Annotated in this window: 15 protein-coding genes; 5 read left to right on the top strand and 10 right to left on the bottom strand. The window is 72.2% G+C overall.

Features of this window, described 5'->3' with window-relative positions:
* Positions 1-840, bottom strand: an 840-nt coding sequence (locus tag N8N77_RS13415) for an FAD-dependent oxidoreductase (RefSeq protein ID WP_261167384.1), incomplete at its 3' end; no start/stop codon positions are given.
* A gap of 156 nt (positions 841-996) precedes the next feature.
* Between N8N77_RS13415 and N8N77_RS13410 the strand changes: the two genes are divergently transcribed.
* Entirely contained in the window at positions 997-2,205 is a 1,209-nt protein-coding gene (locus N8N77_RS13410) for a cobalamin-independent methionine synthase II family protein (protein WP_261167383.1), read from the top strand.
* A 54-nt stretch (positions 2,206-2,259) separates the two neighbouring features.
* On the opposite strand, the gene pcaC is transcribed toward N8N77_RS13410, so the two are convergent.
* From pcaC to N8N77_RS13375, 7 genes are all read right to left on the bottom strand, one after another.
* Positions 2,260-2,670 carry a 4-carboxymuconolactone decarboxylase gene (gene pcaC / locus N8N77_RS13405; RefSeq protein WP_396652846.1) on the bottom strand — a complete coding sequence of 137 codons (411 nt, stop codon included), beginning with the start codon at positions 2,668-2,670 and terminating at the stop codon, positions 2,260-2,262.
* Positions 2,670-3,443 (bottom strand): alpha/beta hydrolase, encoded by a 774-nt coding sequence (locus N8N77_RS13400; protein WP_261167382.1) that lies wholly within the window; start codon positions 3,441-3,443, stop codon positions 2,670-2,672. Before N8N77_RS13400 ends, pcaC begins: the two co-directional genes overlap by 1 nt.
* A 91-nt stretch (positions 3,444-3,534) precedes the next feature.
* Positions 3,535-4,935, bottom strand: a complete 1,401-nt coding sequence (locus tag N8N77_RS13395) for a lyase family protein (protein WP_261167381.1) — start codon at positions 4,933-4,935, stop codon at positions 3,535-3,537.
* Entirely contained in the window at positions 4,922-5,482 is a 561-nt protein-coding gene (gene pcaG, locus N8N77_RS13390) for a protocatechuate 3,4-dioxygenase subunit alpha (protein WP_261167380.1), read from the bottom strand. The genes N8N77_RS13395 and pcaG overlap by 14 nt, the downstream gene beginning before the upstream one ends.
* Positions 5,482-6,297: a protocatechuate 3,4-dioxygenase subunit beta gene (pcaH, locus tag N8N77_RS13385; protein ID WP_261167379.1), complete on the bottom strand. Its 816-nt coding sequence runs from the start codon at positions 6,295-6,297 to the stop codon at positions 5,482-5,484. The genes pcaG and pcaH overlap by 1 nt, the downstream gene beginning before the upstream one ends.
* 94 nt (positions 6,298-6,391) lie before the next feature.
* Complete coding sequence (locus N8N77_RS13380) at positions 6,392-7,153, bottom strand: IclR family transcriptional regulator (protein ID WP_261167378.1); 762 nt, start codon at positions 7,151-7,153, stop codon at positions 6,392-6,394.
* Between the two features lie 77 nt (positions 7,154-7,230).
* A complete protein-coding gene (locus tag N8N77_RS13375) occupies positions 7,231-8,448 on the bottom strand; it encodes an MFS transporter (RefSeq protein ID WP_261167377.1) in 1,218 nt (405 codons plus the stop codon).
* A gap of 204 nt (positions 8,449-8,652) precedes the next feature.
* Here N8N77_RS13375 and N8N77_RS13370 point away from each other — a divergent pair, with 204 nt between their 5' ends.
* The 3 genes from N8N77_RS13370 (at position 8,653) to N8N77_RS13360 (ending at position 12,153) form a co-directional block, all read left to right on the top strand.
* Entirely contained in the window at positions 8,653-9,828 is a 1,176-nt protein-coding gene (locus N8N77_RS13370; RefSeq protein ID WP_261167376.1) for a 4-hydroxybenzoate 3-monooxygenase, read from the top strand.
* A gap of 14 nt (positions 9,829-9,842) precedes the next feature.
* Positions 9,843-11,090 (top strand): MFS transporter, encoded by a 1,248-nt coding sequence (locus N8N77_RS13365; RefSeq protein ID WP_261167375.1) that lies wholly within the window; start codon positions 9,843-9,845, stop codon positions 11,088-11,090.
* A 61-nt stretch (positions 11,091-11,151) separates the two neighbouring features.
* A complete protein-coding gene (locus N8N77_RS13360; RefSeq protein ID WP_261167374.1) occupies positions 11,152-12,153 on the top strand; it encodes a DNA topoisomerase IB in 1,002 nt (333 codons plus the stop codon).
* Positions 12,154-12,165: 12 nt separating this feature from the next.
* Here the strand turns inward: N8N77_RS13360 and N8N77_RS13355 are convergent, their stop codons facing one another.
* Both N8N77_RS13355 and N8N77_RS13350 read right to left on the bottom strand, forming a co-directional pair.
* The gene (locus N8N77_RS13355) at positions 12,166-12,942 is read right to left on the bottom strand and encodes a M56 family metallopeptidase (protein WP_261167373.1); all 777 of its coding nucleotides are present in this window, start codon (positions 12,940-12,942) and stop codon (positions 12,166-12,168) included.
* Between the two features lie 49 nt (positions 12,943-12,991).
* Positions 12,992-13,348 carry a BlaI/MecI/CopY family transcriptional regulator gene (locus tag N8N77_RS13350; protein WP_261167372.1) on the bottom strand — a complete coding sequence of 119 codons (357 nt, stop codon included), beginning with the start codon at positions 13,346-13,348 and terminating at the stop codon, positions 12,992-12,994.
* Positions 13,349-13,501: 153 nt separating this feature from the next.
* Between N8N77_RS13350 and N8N77_RS13345 the strand changes: the two genes are divergently transcribed.
* Positions 13,502-15,088, top strand: coding sequence for a cytochrome ubiquinol oxidase subunit I (locus N8N77_RS13345; protein WP_261167371.1), 1,587 nt, complete (start codon positions 13,502-13,504; stop codon positions 15,086-15,088).
* Position 15,089 lies beyond the last annotated feature (1 nt).

Here is a 15,089-nt window from a genome sequence, read left to right as displayed (position 1 = left end):
GTACCACGCCGACAGCTCGTCCGCGTCGGCGCCGGAGTGCGAGGCCAGCACGGCGAGCGCGGCGGCCACGGCCGGATCGTCGGGGTCGATGCCCGACTGCGCGAGCGCCTCGGACAGCGGCGTATCGGCGGCCTGACCCTGTGCCCACGCGACGGCCCGCTGGATCGGCTCGAGTGTCGGCACGTCCACCTCGCCCTCCGGCGACCGGGCCGTCTCGCCCTCGAGCTCGCGCACGTCGACATCCAGGTCCTCGAGCCGGGCGCGCAGCGAGTCCGCGTCGGCCTCGATCAGCCACGCACCGAGCTGCGGGCTGACCGGCCAGTCCTCGGCCTCGAGCGTGTGCAGCCGGCCGCCGAGCCGGTCCCGCGCCTCGACGACCGTCACCTCGTACCCCGCGTCGGCCAGGAACCGGGCCGCGCGGGCGCCGGCGACCCCGGCGCCGACGACGAACACCCGCTCGCCGTCCGCGGCGACCTCCGTGAGCGCCACCGCCGCGCGTACCCCGTCCTGCGCAGCCGCCGCGAGCGACCCGATGGGATCGCCGAGGGCGTCGCCGGCGAAGAACACCCGCTGCGCGAGGGGCCGGGTCAGCTCCGCCCTGTCGGCTTCGGAGGAGCCGGCCGGCACGTACGCGCGCGCGCCCCGTGCGAAGGGATCGGTCGTCCATGCGCTGCGAGCGAAGGCGGACGGCGCGGGCACGCCACCCTCCGGCGTCAGCGTGGGCGACGGGCTGGACGGCGACGGGCTCGGGATGGGTCGCTCGGGCGTGCACGACGCGAGCAGCAGCGCCACGGCACCCGTGCCGGCGCCGAGCAGGAGCGTGCGTCGCGTGACCCTCATCTCACGCGCCACCCTATCCGCTCCGCGGCCCCGACACCGCCGGTGGCGGCACCCTCCCGTCGTCACACGGCGTCACGGAACGAGACGGCACGCACGGGTTCCGCGTACGCTCACGATCGTCCGCCCGTTCGGCCATCCGCCTCGACGAGGAGCCCCATGAGCACCATCCAGACCACCACCGCCGGCAGCCTGCCCCGCACGCAGGCGCTGATCGACGCCAACGCGGCCCGCGAGTTCGAGGACGACGGCTTCACCCTGAAGTCCACGCCCGAGTTCGAGTCGCTGCTGGCGGAGGCCGTGGCCGACGTCGTCGAGCGTCAGCGGCAGGCCGGCATCACGCAGCCCGGCGACGGCGAGTACGGTCACGCCATGTCGGCGCCGACCGATTACGGTGCGTGGTGGGTGTATTCGTTCCAGCGGGCGACGGGTCTGACGCTCACCGAGGAGGACATCTTCTCGCAGCAGCCGGTGCGCTCCGAGCCGGGCAACATCCGGCTGACGTCCTTCCCCGACCGCCGCGACTGGACCATCTTCCGCGAGGCGTACAGCGACCCGAACAGCTTCATCAGCGTCGGCAAGAACGCCACCGCCTTCCCCGCCACGACCGGGCCGATCGAGTACTCCGGCCACGACGCCGTCGCCAGCGACGTGCGCAACCTCGCGGCTGCCCTGCGCCCGGGCGAGCGGGGCTTCATCCCGTCGCTGGCGCCGGGGTCGGCCGCGCGCATCGCGAACCGCTACTACGCCACCGACGAGGAGCACATCGCCGCATGGGGCGCGGCGCTGCACCACGAGTACAAGGCCATCACCGACGCGGGTCTGGTCGTGCAGCTCGACGACCCGTCGCTCGCGGAGAACTGGGACCAGATCAACCCGGAGCCGAGCGTCGAGGACTACCTGGCCTTCACGCAGATCCGCATCGACGCCATCAACGAGGCCATCAAGGGCCTGCCCAAGGAGCTCGTGCGCCTGCACCTGTGTTGGGGCTCATGGCACGGCCCTCACACGACGGACATCGAGCTGAAGCACATCCTGAAGACGGTGCTGGGCGCGAACGTCGGGCAGATCTCCTTCGAGGCGGCCAACGCCCGCCACGAGCACGAGTGGGCGGTCTGGGAGGAGAACAAGGACATCATCCCGGACGACCTCATCCTCGTCCCCGGCGTCATCGGCCACTCCACGAACCTCGTCGAGCACCCCGACCTCGTGGCGCAGCGGATCGAGCGCTTCGCGCGGATCGTCGGGCCGGATCGCGTCATCGCCTCGACGGACTGCGGCCTCGGCGGACGCATTCACCCGCAGATCGCGTGGGCGAAGCTCGAGTCGCTCGGCGAGGGCGCCCGCCGCGCCGCGGCCCGCGTCTGACGCCGGCGAAGAGGCCCCGATCGCACGAGATCGGGGCCTTTTCGCGTGCCGGCCTCAGAACGGGCCGTAGACCTCGGTGGCGATGCGGAAGGCCGTGTTGGCGGCCGGCACGCCGGAGTAGATCGCCGACTGCAGGATGACCTCCTTGACCTCGTCCACCGTGAGACCGTTGCGCAGCGCGGCCCGGAAGTGCATCGCGAGCTCCTCGTGGTGGCCGTGCGCGATGAGCGAGCTGATGACGGCGACCGACCGCATGCGTCGGTCGATGCCCGGGCGCTGCCAGACGTCGCCCCAGGCCACGCGCGTGATGAAGTCCTGGAAGTCGGCCGTCAGCTCGTTCGTGCCGGCGATGGAGCGGTCCACGTGCTCGTCCGAGAGCACCTCCCGTCGCACCGCCATGCCGTTCTTCCACCGTGCGCCGTCGGCGAGTCCCTCGCCCGCGGGGCGGTTGCCGATCTCGGTCATCAGTTCTCCTCGAAGAATCGGATCAGCTCGGCGGCCACCTCGTCCGGCTTCTCGGCCGGGGCGAGGTGGCTCGCGTCGGCAACGCCCACCACACGGCCGTTCGCGACGGTGCTCGCGATGAGCTCGGCGTCGGCGCGCGGCGACACCTCGTCGTACTCGCCGTACATCGCCAGCACCGGCGTGGGCCGGTCGCGCAGGGCCGCCCGGAGGTCGTAGTCGGCGAGCGCCTCGCAGCACAGCGCGTAGCTCTCGTCGTCGGCGTCGGCGAGCGTGTGCAGCAGGCGGCCGGTGATGACGGGACGAGCGGCGATCGACCCGGGCGCGAACCATCGCTCGGACTGCTGCGCGACGAGGACCGGTGTGCCCTGCGCACGGATGCGGGCGGCGCGCTCGTGCCATCCCTGGGGGTCGCCGAACGCCGCGCCCGAGCAGACGATCGCGGCCGAGCGCAGCAGGTCGCCGTGGCTCACGACGAGCTGCTGGCCGACCGCGCCGCCCAGCGACACGCCCGCGTAGTGGATCGGCCCGCCGAGCTCGCGGATGGTGGCGGCGAGAGCGTCGGCGAGGTCGGCGATGCTGAACGCGTCCCTCGCGGGCACGGACGCACCGTGCCCCGGCAGGTCCCACAGCGACACGCGGTATCGCCGCGCGAGGATCGGCACGACGTCCTCCCACAGCACGGCGGCGGCGGTGCCGAGCGACGGCCCCAGCAGGACGATCGGCGCACCGTCGGCGCCGACGGGCGAGGTGACGGCGAGGTCCGGGAGGGTCATCGTGTTCTCCTTTGCAATGCGACGGAAGGGACGATTGCCGACGGGCGAGCCCTGTTCGCCCTCGTCGGGGCGGGCAGCGGTGACGGCGTGATCAGGTGCCGCCGACGCCGTCGGGCGAGCCCGGCGGAGCGGCCTCCGGCAGAGTTCCGAGGGCATCCACGAAGGCGCCCGCGAGCCCGGTGTAGCGCGCGGGATCGAGCAGCTCGTCGGGGTCCTGCCCGGCCTCCGCCAGGAGCGCGCGCAGGTCGGCGCCGGAGGCGACCGCGGCGACGATCTCGGCCGCCCTCTCCTTGCCCAGCACGGCGCCGAGCCGCTCGGACACGATGAGTCCGTCGGTGGCGCGCAGGTTCTCCGCCACGGCCGCGGCGTCGACGCGCAGCCCCTCCGCGAGATCCGCCGCGTGCGAGGCCGCGCCCAGGGCAAGACGCATCAGCTCGCGCATCGCGGGCCATTCCGCGTGCCAGGCGCCGTCGGCGCGTTCGTCGCTGAAGAGCCCCGCCGCCAGGTGCAGGGTGGCGGCCAGCTGGGGCGCGCGGATCGCCGCCGACCGGATGAGCACAGACCGCGCCGGATTCTGCTTCTGAGGCATCGCCGACGATCCCCCGCCGGTGGGCTCCGACAGCTCGGCGATCTCGGTCCGGGACGCCGTGGCGACGTCGGTGGCGAACTTGCCGAGCGCGTCGACGACCTGCACGAGCGTGTCGCCGAACTCCGTGACGGGCCAGCGGTAGGCGTGCCACGGCGCCTCGAGCTCGCCGAGGCCCAGCTCGCGCGCGTACGCGGAGCGCACCGCGGATGCGGCCTCGGCCCCGACGTCCTGCACGGTCGCCGCGAGCGTGCCGCCCGCGCCTCCCCACTGGGCGAACAGGGCGTCGGTGCCCGCGCGCAGCCGCTCGCTCGCGCGCTGGACCGCGCGGTCCCACGTGGCCGCACGCAGCCCGATCGTCGTGGGCACGGCGTGCTGGGTGAGCGTGCGTCCTGCGGCGACGAGGTCGCGATGCGCCAGGGCGAACGCGGTGAGCGCCCGCGAGACCCGCACGAGATCGCCGTGGATCGCCGGCGCGGCGTCCCTGGCGACCAGCATCATCGCCGTATCGACGATGTCCTGGCTCGTCGCCCCGCGGTGCACCCAGGGCCTCACGGCGTCGGGCGCGCCGGAGCGCAGCGTCCTCACAAGCGGAATGACGGGGTTGCCGCCCGCCACGGCGTCGCGCGCGAGGGATGCCAGATCGATCGGCACGTCGAACAGCGCCGTCGCCCCCGCGGCCGCCTCGGCAGGGGCGATGCCGGCCGCGGCGTACGCGCGCACGAGGGCCACCTCGGCCGCGACGAGAGCCCGCGCGAAGGCGGCGTCGGAGACGCGGCCGTCCCGCCCGGCCGCCACGGGGTTCAGCAGCCCGGTGTCGAAGGCGTCCCCGGGCGCCACCGACCCCGGGGACGTGCCGAAGCCCCCCGGGGTCGATGCGCCGGCGGCCGAGTCAGCTGTAGGCAATGAAGACGGTCTCCCCTTCGCCCTGCACGCGGATGTCGTGCACGAGGTTACCGTCCTCCGTGCGCGTGGCGACGAGCGTCGCCCGTTCGGCCTCGCTCAACGAGTCCAGCAGGGCGTCCGTCTGCCCCGCCTCGATCGCCTCCGGAAGGTAGATGCGCGTGTGGAGCTTGTTGGGAAGGCCGCGCGCGAAGACGATCGCCGCGATGAAGGGGGGCTTGTTCTCGTCGGTGGCACCGGGGTTGCGCGTCCAGAAGAAGAAGCCGCCCTCGTCGTCCGTGAAGGCGCGACCGAATCCGGTGAACGAGAAGCCATCGCGACGCAGCGTGCCGCGCGCCCGCGGCACCGACCCGTCGGCGTCGGCGCCGAAGATCTCGATGCACGCATCGGGGATCGGGGCGCCGTTGCCGTCGCGCACGGTACCCCGCAGCACGATCGCTCCGGGGCTGTGCGGGAAGGCGACGAGGTTCTGGCCCTCGAACTCGAGGCCGTAGTGGAAGAACGGGCCGACGGTCTGCCCGGCCGTGGGGGTGAGGGTGTTCTCGCTCATCAGTGCTCGCCCTCCTCGGGCTCGGTCCAGGTGGCGCTGGGCCCGTCGACGACGATGTCCCAGCGGTAGCCCATCGAGAACTCGGGCACGGTGTGGTCGTGGTCGTAGGCGGCCACGAGCGCGTCGCGGTCCTTCTGCGTACGGATGGAGTTGTAGATGGGGTCGAGCGCGAACAGCGGGTCGCCCGGGAAGTACATCTGCGTGACGAGGCGCTGCGTGAACGCCGAGCCGAAGATGGAGAAGTGGATGTGCGCGGGGCGCCAGGCGTTCACGTGGTTCTTCCACGGGTACGGCCCCGGCTTGATCGTGGTGAATCGGTACTCGCCGCGGTCGTTCGTCACGAGGCGGCCGGCGCCCGTGAAGTTCGGGTCGAGCGGGGCGGGGTGCTGGTCGCGCTGGTGGATGTAGCGGCCCGCGGCGTTGGCCTGCCAGATCTCCACGAGCTGATTCGCCACGGGCCGGCCCCAGCTGTCGAGCACGCGCCCGTGTACGGTGATCCGCTCGCCCAGGGGCTCGCCGGCGTGCTGCAGCGTGAGGTCGGCCTCGATCGCCGCGACGTCGCGCTGGCCGTAGGCGGGGCTCCACAGCTCGATGGTCTCGGGGTCGACGAGCTTGGGGTTCTTCGTGGGGTGCCGCAGGATGCTCGAGCGGTACGGCGCGAAGTCGTACAGCGTGCGCGGCAGCTGCTCGCCGTTTGCGACGCGCGCCTCGGACTCCTCGTGGAGCGCCTGGATCTCGGCCGTGATCTGCTGCTGCGTGGCCTGGTCGGGCGCCGCCAGCAGCGATTCAGGGGCGGCCGTGGGGGTCTCAGCCATGGGTGTCTCCTTCGACAGAACGTGCGCAATCAGGGTGGCGCAAGACGGCGGGACGCGATCCCGCTCCTCCCACTGAGCGGGATTTCGGCGGGCGTCAGGCGCGGAGCGCGCGCGAGAGCTCGGATGCCGCCTGACGCACGAGGCCCGCCAGCCGGCGTTCGTCCGCGCGGTCGATGTGCGAGACCACGCCGACCGCGGCGCGCGGCAGGCCGGGCACCGAGCCCAGCGCCGCCGCGATCGAGACGTTGCCGAGCGTCATCTCCTCGCGGGCGTAGGCGTAGCCGCGGGCGCGCGTCGCCTCGACGTCGGCGAGCAGAGCCGTCTCCTCGGTGATCGTGTGCACCGTCTCCCGCTCCAGGCCGTGAGCGCAGTACTCGCGGATCCAGTCGTCGCTCTGCAGCGCGAGCAGCGCCTTCCCCACGCCCACCGCGTGCAGAGCGAGGCGCCCTCCCATGCGGCTGAGTGTGGGCACCGATCCGTGCCCGGTGACCCGACCGACGAACAGCGCCGACGCCTCGCCGGGCGACGGCGCGTCGAGCACGGCCAGATGCACGTTCTCGCCGGTCGCCTCATAGATCCGGAGCATGTGCGGCAGCGCGGTCTCGCGCAGCCGCAGGGCCAGGGGCGACAGCTCGCCGAGCTCGAACAGGCGCCGGCCGACGGCATAGCGGCGGCCGGGCACGCGGGTGAGCAGGCCGAGCTCGACCATGCGCGCGAGAAGACGGTGCAGGGTGGACGGCGAGAGTCCGGTGCGCTCCGCGAGCCGTGTGGCGCCCAGCTCCGGCTCGTCCTCGCTGAAGCAGCCGAGCACGCGCAGGGTGCGCTCCAGCAGGCCGTCGGCGGTCGAATCCCCCACGCGGCCATTCTCGCCGATGGCGCGGGAGGCCGTGGGGGCGAGCGGGGAGCGAGCATCCTGCTCCCCGCTCGCCGGCGTCACGGGCGCTTCTTCGCCATGGGCAGCTGCAGCACGACCAGCGCGCCGATCACGCCCGCGGCGGCGTAGAGGAAGAACACCCCGGGGTAGCCGTTGCCCGAAGCGATCATGACGCCCGTGATGTAGGGGCCGACGATCGCGCCGAAGCGGCCGACGCCGGAGACGAGGCCCAGCCCCGTGCCCACGAGGCGCTTCTCGTACACGTATCCGCACATGGCGTACAGCAGCACCGACGTCGAGAAGACGAAGATGCCCGTGACGAAGACGACGAGGTTGAGGACGACCTCGCTGTCCATGCGGATCGACATGACGGCCAGTAGCACCGCGGCGGCGGCGAACCAGAGCGTCGTGACGCCCTTGATGCCCTTCGCGTCGGCGGCCCTGGCCGAGATCACGATGCCGGCGATGGCGCCGACGTTGAGGATGAAGAGCATCACGAGCGAGTTCGCCACGGGGTAACCGGCGGTCGTCATGATCTTCGGCAGCCACGAGTTCATGCCGTAGACGAGCACGAGACCCATGAAATTGGCCACCCATAGCGCGATCGTCACGCGCAGGTACTTCGGCTTCAGCGTGTCGAGCACGCCCACCCGCGGCTCGGCCCCCTCGCCCGCCGGCCCGACGAGGTGCGTCGCCGTCTCGGGGAGCTTGAACAGCATGACGACGACGAGCACGAGGCCGAGCGCGCCGCCGCCGTAGAAGAGCCACTCCCAGTGCACGCCGGTGAGGATGGCGATGAGCGAGGCGGCGACGGCGCCGACGTGGTAGCCCGTCATGACGAACCCGTTGGCCCGGGCGCGGCGACCCGGGGCGGCGGCCTCCTGGATCATCGCCAGGGCGACGGGCATGCAGCCGCCCAGCCCGATGCCGGCGAACAGGCGCAGCACGCCCATCGTGAACGGGTCGGGGAAGACGGGGATCAGCAGCGTGAGCACCGAGAAGCTGAACGCCGCGATGATGAGCGGCCAGCGTCGCCCGAAGCGGTCGGAGATGGGCCCCATGATCGCGGCGCCGACGCCCACGCCGACCAGCGAGACCGTCACGACGACGTTCATCGCGGCCGTGTCGAGGCCCACGTGGCCGGTCAGCGTGGGCATCGCGGCGCCGAGGGCGACGATGTCGTAGCCCTCGAAGACCACGGTGAACCAGCACAGGAACGTGATCCATCGGCTCGTCGCGACGCCGGTGGGCGGGGACTGCAGAGAAGAGTGCGACATCGTCGTCCTTACTCGTCGATGAGGTGGTGGGTGGGCCCGCGTGTCCTCGCCGCGCGACGGGCGCGGGCGGCGAGAGGGCCGTCGCACATCTCATCCGCATCGCGCCGCGATCCCCAAATCACTCTCACCCAGTGGGAGAATCTTGGCGGCCGACGCGGATCGGGCGGAACACTCGTCACGATCGAAGCCGTCGAAGGAGACGAAGTGACCGAACGCACCCGAGTGGCCATCGTCGGCGCGGGACCCGCTGGCCTGCTGCTGTCGCACCTGCTCGCCGAAGCCGGGATCGCGTCCATCGTGATCGATTCGCGCACGCGCGAGCAGATCGAGAAGACCATCCGCGCGGGGATCCTCGAGCAGGGCACCGTCGAGGTGCTCACCGAGTCCGGCGCCTCCGACCGCGTGCTCACCGTCGGCCGCCGCCACGACGGCATCCACCTCGGGTTCGACGGCGAGCTGCACCACATCGATTTCGCGGAGCTCATCGGCCGCGGCGTGTGGCTCTACCCGCAGCACGAGGTGCTCATCGACCTCATCGCCGCGCGCCTGGCCGACGGCCAGGACCTGCGGTTCGGCGTCACGGCGCAGCGCGTGGAGGACGCCGACAGCGACCGTCCCCGCGTGATCGCGACCGATGCCGAGGGCGCGGAGCTCGTGATCGAGGCCGAGGTGGTCGTGGGCGCCGACGGCTCGCGCAGCGTCGTGCGCCAGGCGGTGGTGGGCTCGCACGGCGGCTACTTCCGGGAGTACCCGTTCGCCTGGTTCGGCATCCTCTGCGAGGCGCCGCCGAGCTCCGACGAGCTCATCTACAGCAACTCGCCGGACGGCTTCGCGCTCATCAGCCAGCGCAGCCCCACGGTGCAGCGGATGTACTTCCAGTGCGATCCCGACGCCGATCCGCAGGCGCCCAGCGAGGAGGAGATCTGGGAGGAGCTGCAGAAGCGCACCCCCGGCACTGCGCTCAACGAGGGCCCGATCTTCCAGCGCGACGTGCTGCGCTTCCGCAGCTTCGTGGCCTACGGCATGCGCAGGGGCCGCGCGGTGATCGTGGGCGACGCGGCGCACACGGTGCCGCCCACGGGGGCGAAGGGCATGAACCTCGCGGTCGCCGACGTGGTGCTGCTCGACCGCGCCCTGCGCGCGCTGCTGCTGGAGCGCGACGAGCGGCCGTTCGACGCCTTCGCGGAGCAGGCGATGAAGCGGGTGTGGAAGGCGCAGCAGTTCTCGTGGTGGATGACGAGCATGCTGCACCAGCAGCCCGGCGCGTCGGACTTCGACCGGATGCGCCAGCTCGGCGAGCTGCGAACGGTGGTCGACAGCACTGCGGGCATGTCCTATCTGGCGGAGGCGTACACCGGCTGGCCGCTTCCCGCCCGGTGACCGGTGAGCCGGCCGTGACCGGTCGTGCGAGGGCGGGCGACGAGGAGAGCGCCGCGGCGGGCGGGCGCTTCTCGCTCCCGCTGCTGCTGGCGGCGATCGGGGTGATCGCCGTCAACATGCGCGTCACCATCACGGGCGTGGGCCCCCTGCTCGAGCAGATGAGCGAGACCACCGGCAACAGCGTGACGGTGCTGAGCACCCTCACCTCGGTGCCCGTGTTCACGTGGGCGCTGTTGTCGCCGTTCGCGCATCCGGCCGCGCGCCGATTCGGGCTGAACCGCGTGGTGCTTGCCGCGCTGGTGCTGCTCGCGATCGGCACCGCCGTGCGGTCGCTTCCCGGCCCCGAGTTCTCGCTGTGGTTCGGCACCGCGCTGATCGGCGTGTCCCTCGCCCTCGCCAACGTGCTGCTCCCGGCCGTGGTGAAACGCTCGTTCGGCACCCGCGTGCCGCTGGTGACGAGCATGTACACCGCCCTGTTCGCCGGGTGCGGCGCGCTCGCGGCCGGCGCGGTCGTGCCCCTCTCCCATGCGGTGGAGCCCGGCGGCGGCGATACGGGATGGCGCTTCGCGCTGGCGGCCGTGGTCGCGACGCTGCCGATCGCACTCGTCCTGTGGATCGCGCACATGCGCGGGTTCGGCCCGGACGCCGGCCACCCCCGAGCCGGGCGAGCCGCGCGCGGGCCGAGCGTGTGGGGCGACCCCGTGGCCTGGATCGTGGGCGGCTACATGGGCGTGCAAGCCATCCTGTTCTACGTGATGATCACGTGGCTCGCACCGTACTCGCGCTCGCTGGGGCGCACGGAGCTCGTCGCCGGGTTCGACTCGATGATCTTCCAGGTGGTGGGCGTGATCGGCTCGCTGGCGCTGCCGCTCGTGATGCGCGGGCGCATGGAGCGCTGGGTGCCGGCCGCGCTGCCGCTGCTGACGATCGCCGGCATCGGCGGAATCCTGCTCGCCCCCGGGGCGCTGATCGTCTGGATCATCCTGGCCGGGCTGTGCAGCGGCGCCTCGATCGCGTGCGCGCTGACGCTCATGGCCACGCGGGCGCCCGACCATCAGTCCGCCTCGGCGCTGTCGGGCATGGCGCAGTCGGTGGGCTACGTGATCGCGGCGCTCGCGCCGATCACCTTCGGCGCCCTGCACACGGCGACGGGCGGGTGGACCGCGTCGTTCCTCTTCGTCCTCGCCGCCGCGGTCGCCCAGCTCGTGCTGGGACTCGCGGCGGGGCGCGATCGGCACGTCTTCGAGCACCGGCGGGGCTGACCGCGCGGGGGTCGCCTGTCAAGCCCGCGCACGTGCGCGCGGCGCGCACGATACTGGCCACATGGTCCGTCTGCGTCGCACGTTCCCGGATCAGCCCGGATGGACGCGGCGACGGGTGGGACGGGGGTTCCAGTACCTCGACCAGAGCGGTGCCCGACTCCCCGAAGACGCCGTCGCGCGGATTCGTTCCCTCGCGATCCCGCCGGCCTGGCGCGACGTGTGGATCAGCCCGTACGAGAACGGCCACCTGCAGGCGGTCGGCACCGACGATGCCGGCCGGCGCCAGTACCTGTATCACCCGCAGTGGCGCGCCCGCCGCGACGCGGCGAAGTTCGACCGCGTGCTGGATTTCGGCGCCGCGCTCGGCGAGGCGCGCTCGCGCCTGCTGGATCATCTCGCGCTGGACGGCATGCCCCTGGAGCGCGCGAGCGCGACGGCCGTGCGGCTGCTCGACCTGGGGTGCTTCCGCATCGGTGACGACGTGTATGGCGACCGTTACGGCAGCTACGGGCTCACCACGCTCGAGCGCACGCACGTGCGGCGATCGGGCGCGCTGCTCGTGTTCCGATTCACCGGCAAGTCCGGCATCCCGCACCGCATCGAGATCGACGATGAGCTCGTCATCGGAGCGATCGAGGCGATGCGACGGCGGCGCGGCGAGCCGGCGGCACTGCTGGCCTTTCGGGAGGGGCGGGCGTGGCGGCGGCTCACGCCCGCGCTCGTGAACGAGTACGTGCGCGAGTCGACCGGAGCCGACGCGACGGCGAAGGACTTCCGCACCTGGCACGCCACGGTGCTCGCGGCCGCACAGCTCGCCGAGCGTCACGCCGAGGCGGCCTCGGCGACCGCCCGCAAGCGGGCGGTGGCCGCCACGATGCGCGACGTGGCCGCCTTCCTCGGCAACACGCCGGCGGTCGCGCGCGCGTCGTACGTGGACCCCCGCGTGGTGGCGGCCTTCGACGAGGGCCGCACGATCGCGAGCCTGGTGCAGGACTCGCACCCGGACGCGAGCGCCCGACAGCTCGCGCTCGAGCAGGCGACCATCCGCCTGATCCGCGAGTGATCGCGCCCCGCTTCAGGCGGCGAGCCGCCGGAAGCGGTCGTGCATGCGGTCGCGCCGCGACGACGCGCGCTCGGAGCGGTCGGTGCCGAGCGAGCCCGAGCGCGAGACCTTGAGGATGGCGCGGGCGAGCACCTCTGCCGGCTGCGTGCGCCGCGCGACGTCGTCCGCCAGCATCTCGACGAGCGCGGCGACCTCGGTCTCGGCGCGAGCGGCGATGGGGAACCAGGGCAGCGCGTGTCGCCACGCCCGGAACGCCACCTGCAGCACCTCGTGCCGCTGCTCCACGTGGGCGCGCTCGTGCGCGGTGACCGCGGCGAGCTCGGCGGGCTCGAGATCGTCGAGCAGTCCGCGCGAGAGCACGGTGACCGACCCGATGCCGCGCGGCAGGCAGTAGGCCACCGGCGCGGCGTCGTCGAGCACGCGCGTGCGTGCCCGGTCGGGGTCGGGCACGCTCAACAGCTCCAGCAACGCCAGGTGGCGGCGGCGCTGCCGCTCGAACGAGACGACAGCCGCCACGAGATGCGCGAGCAGGTAGGCGGCAAGCGCGAGGGCGGGGGTGCCGGCGAGCCACGGATGGGCCGGGACGAGCGCGATCCCGACGAGCCAGAGCGAGCCGATCATGGTGAAACCACCCGCCAGCGCGATGCCCTGCCACAGCAGCAGCGCGAGCACCGGGCGGCGCGGGGGCCACGCGGCGCGCGACAGCGCGATCGGCACGGGCCAGGCCAGCAGCACGGCCACGAGCGCGCAACCGGCGGCCGCCGCCAGGTCCCACGCCGTCACGCTCACCGCTCAAGCGTATTCGGCGGCGACGGCGAAGGCTCGGCCCGCCGGCGGATCAGTGCGAGCCGGCGAGCAGGCGGCGCAGGATGGCGGCGTCCTCCTCGGACACGCCGCCCACGAAGCGCGCGAGCACCGCGCTGCGGTCATCCGCCACGCCCAGCACCTCGTGCATCAGCTCGGCCATGTGGTCCTCGCGGGAGCCGAGCGCGCGGTAGCGGTGTGGCCGCGCCGAGCGGTCGCTCGTCACGAAGCCCTTCTTGTCGAGCCGCGAGAGCACCGTCAGCAGCGTGGTGGCCGCGAGATCCCTCCCCTGCGCCTCGAGCACGTCCTTGACGTCGTAGGCGGTGAGAGGCTCGTCGGCGTCCCAGACGACGTCCATGACCGCCCGCTCCAGGTCACCCAGATTCGCCATCGCCACCCCTTCCTTCGCTCGGACGACGTCTTATTCTACCCGCGGCCGAAGATGTTCTACACCGGGTCGAAATGATTTCTTCTATCCGGTGTCGAACTACTTCTACAGCGCGTAGAATCCAGGGGACGCATCACCTGGATGAAGGGGGCAGCGGTGGATCCGCTCGACATCGCGCGCTGGCAGTTCGGCATCACGACCGTCTACCACTTCCTCATGGTCCCGCTCACGCTGGGCCTCGGCATGACCGTCGCGATCCTGCAGACGCGCTGGGTGCGAACGGGCGATGAACGCTTCCTGCGCATGACGAAGTTCTGGGGCAAGCTCTACCTCATCAACTTCATCGTGGGCGTGGCCACCGGGCTCGTCCAGGAGTTCCAGTTCGGCATGGCCTGGAGCGAGTACTCGCGCTTCGTGGGCGATGTCTTCGGGGCCCCGCTCGCGCTCGAGGGCCTGCTCGCCTTCTTCGCGGAATCGACGTTCCTCGGCGTGTGGATCTTCGGCTGGGGCCGCCTGCGCAAGGGGCTGCACCTCATGGCGCTCTGGTTCGCCGTGATCGGCTCATGGATCTCGGCGTACTTCATCATCGTCGCCAACTCGTGGATGCAGCACCCGGTGGGCGTGGAGCTCGGCGCCGACGGGCGCCCCGTGATGACCGACATCTGGGCGGTGCTGACGAACAACACCGCGCTGGCGGCGTTCTCGCACACGGTCGCAGGCGCGCTCGTCGTGGCCGGGATGTTCCTGCTCGGCATCAGCTGGTACCACCTGTGGCGCCGGCGCCACGACGGCATCGACACCGTGGACGAGCGTGGTGGGGTCGTCGTGGGATCCGCTCCCACCGTGCCCGGCCGCGACGAGAAGGACCACGGCGTGTGGCTGCGGTCGCTCCGGATCGGGGCGGTGGTGGCGATCGTCGGGTTCGCCGGCACGGTGGCTACCGGCGACATCCAGGGCAAGCTGATGTATGAGCAGCAGCCCATGAAGATGGCCGCGGCGGAGGCGGCGTGCCACACCGGATCGGCGTTCTCCGTGCTGTCGATCGGCGACCCGGGATCGAGCGACTGCGAGGACGTCGTCACGCTCATCGAGATCCCCGGCGTGCTCGGGTTCCTCGGGGCGGGAGACTTCAACGCCCAGATGCCCGGCATCAGCGACCTGGAGCCGCAGTACGTCGATCAGTACGGCGAGACGATCCCCGACGACGAGCTGTACGGCGACCGGGCCGGCTCGGAGGTGGAGTACGTGCCACCGATGTGGGTGACCTACTGGGGCTTCCGGCTCATGATCGGACTCGGCGGCATCGTCGCGGCGGCCGCGGTCGTCGCGCTGTGGCTGACGCGGCGCGGCACCGTTCCGGCGTCGCCGTGGATCATGCGCCTCGCGTTGCTCGGGATCGCGGCGCCCTTCGCGGCGAACATCGCCGGCTGGGTCTTCACCGAGATCGGGCGCCAGCCCTTCGTCGTGGCGCCCAACCCCGACCCGTCGGGCATCGACGGCGTCTTCATGTTCACGGCCGCGGCGGTCTCGCCCGGGGTGACGGCCGGCGAGCTGCTCTTCTCCGTCATCTCGCTCACGACGATCTACGGCATCCTCGCCGTCGTCGAGATCTGGCTGCTCGCCACGTACATCCGCGGCGGGGTGGTCTCCGGCATGCCGGAGCTCGGCCCTGCCGACGACCACGACGACGAGCCGGGCACCCGCACCGGCAGGCGAGACGACGTGCTCGCCTTCGCCTACTGAT

Source organism: Microbacterium sp. Marseille-Q6965 (assembly GCF_946151065.1).
Lineage (GTDB): Bacteria > Actinomycetota > Actinomycetes > Actinomycetales > Microbacteriaceae > Microbacterium.
Note: the sequence above shows the minus strand (reverse complement) of the source record. Positions and strands in the feature narration are given on the sequence as shown.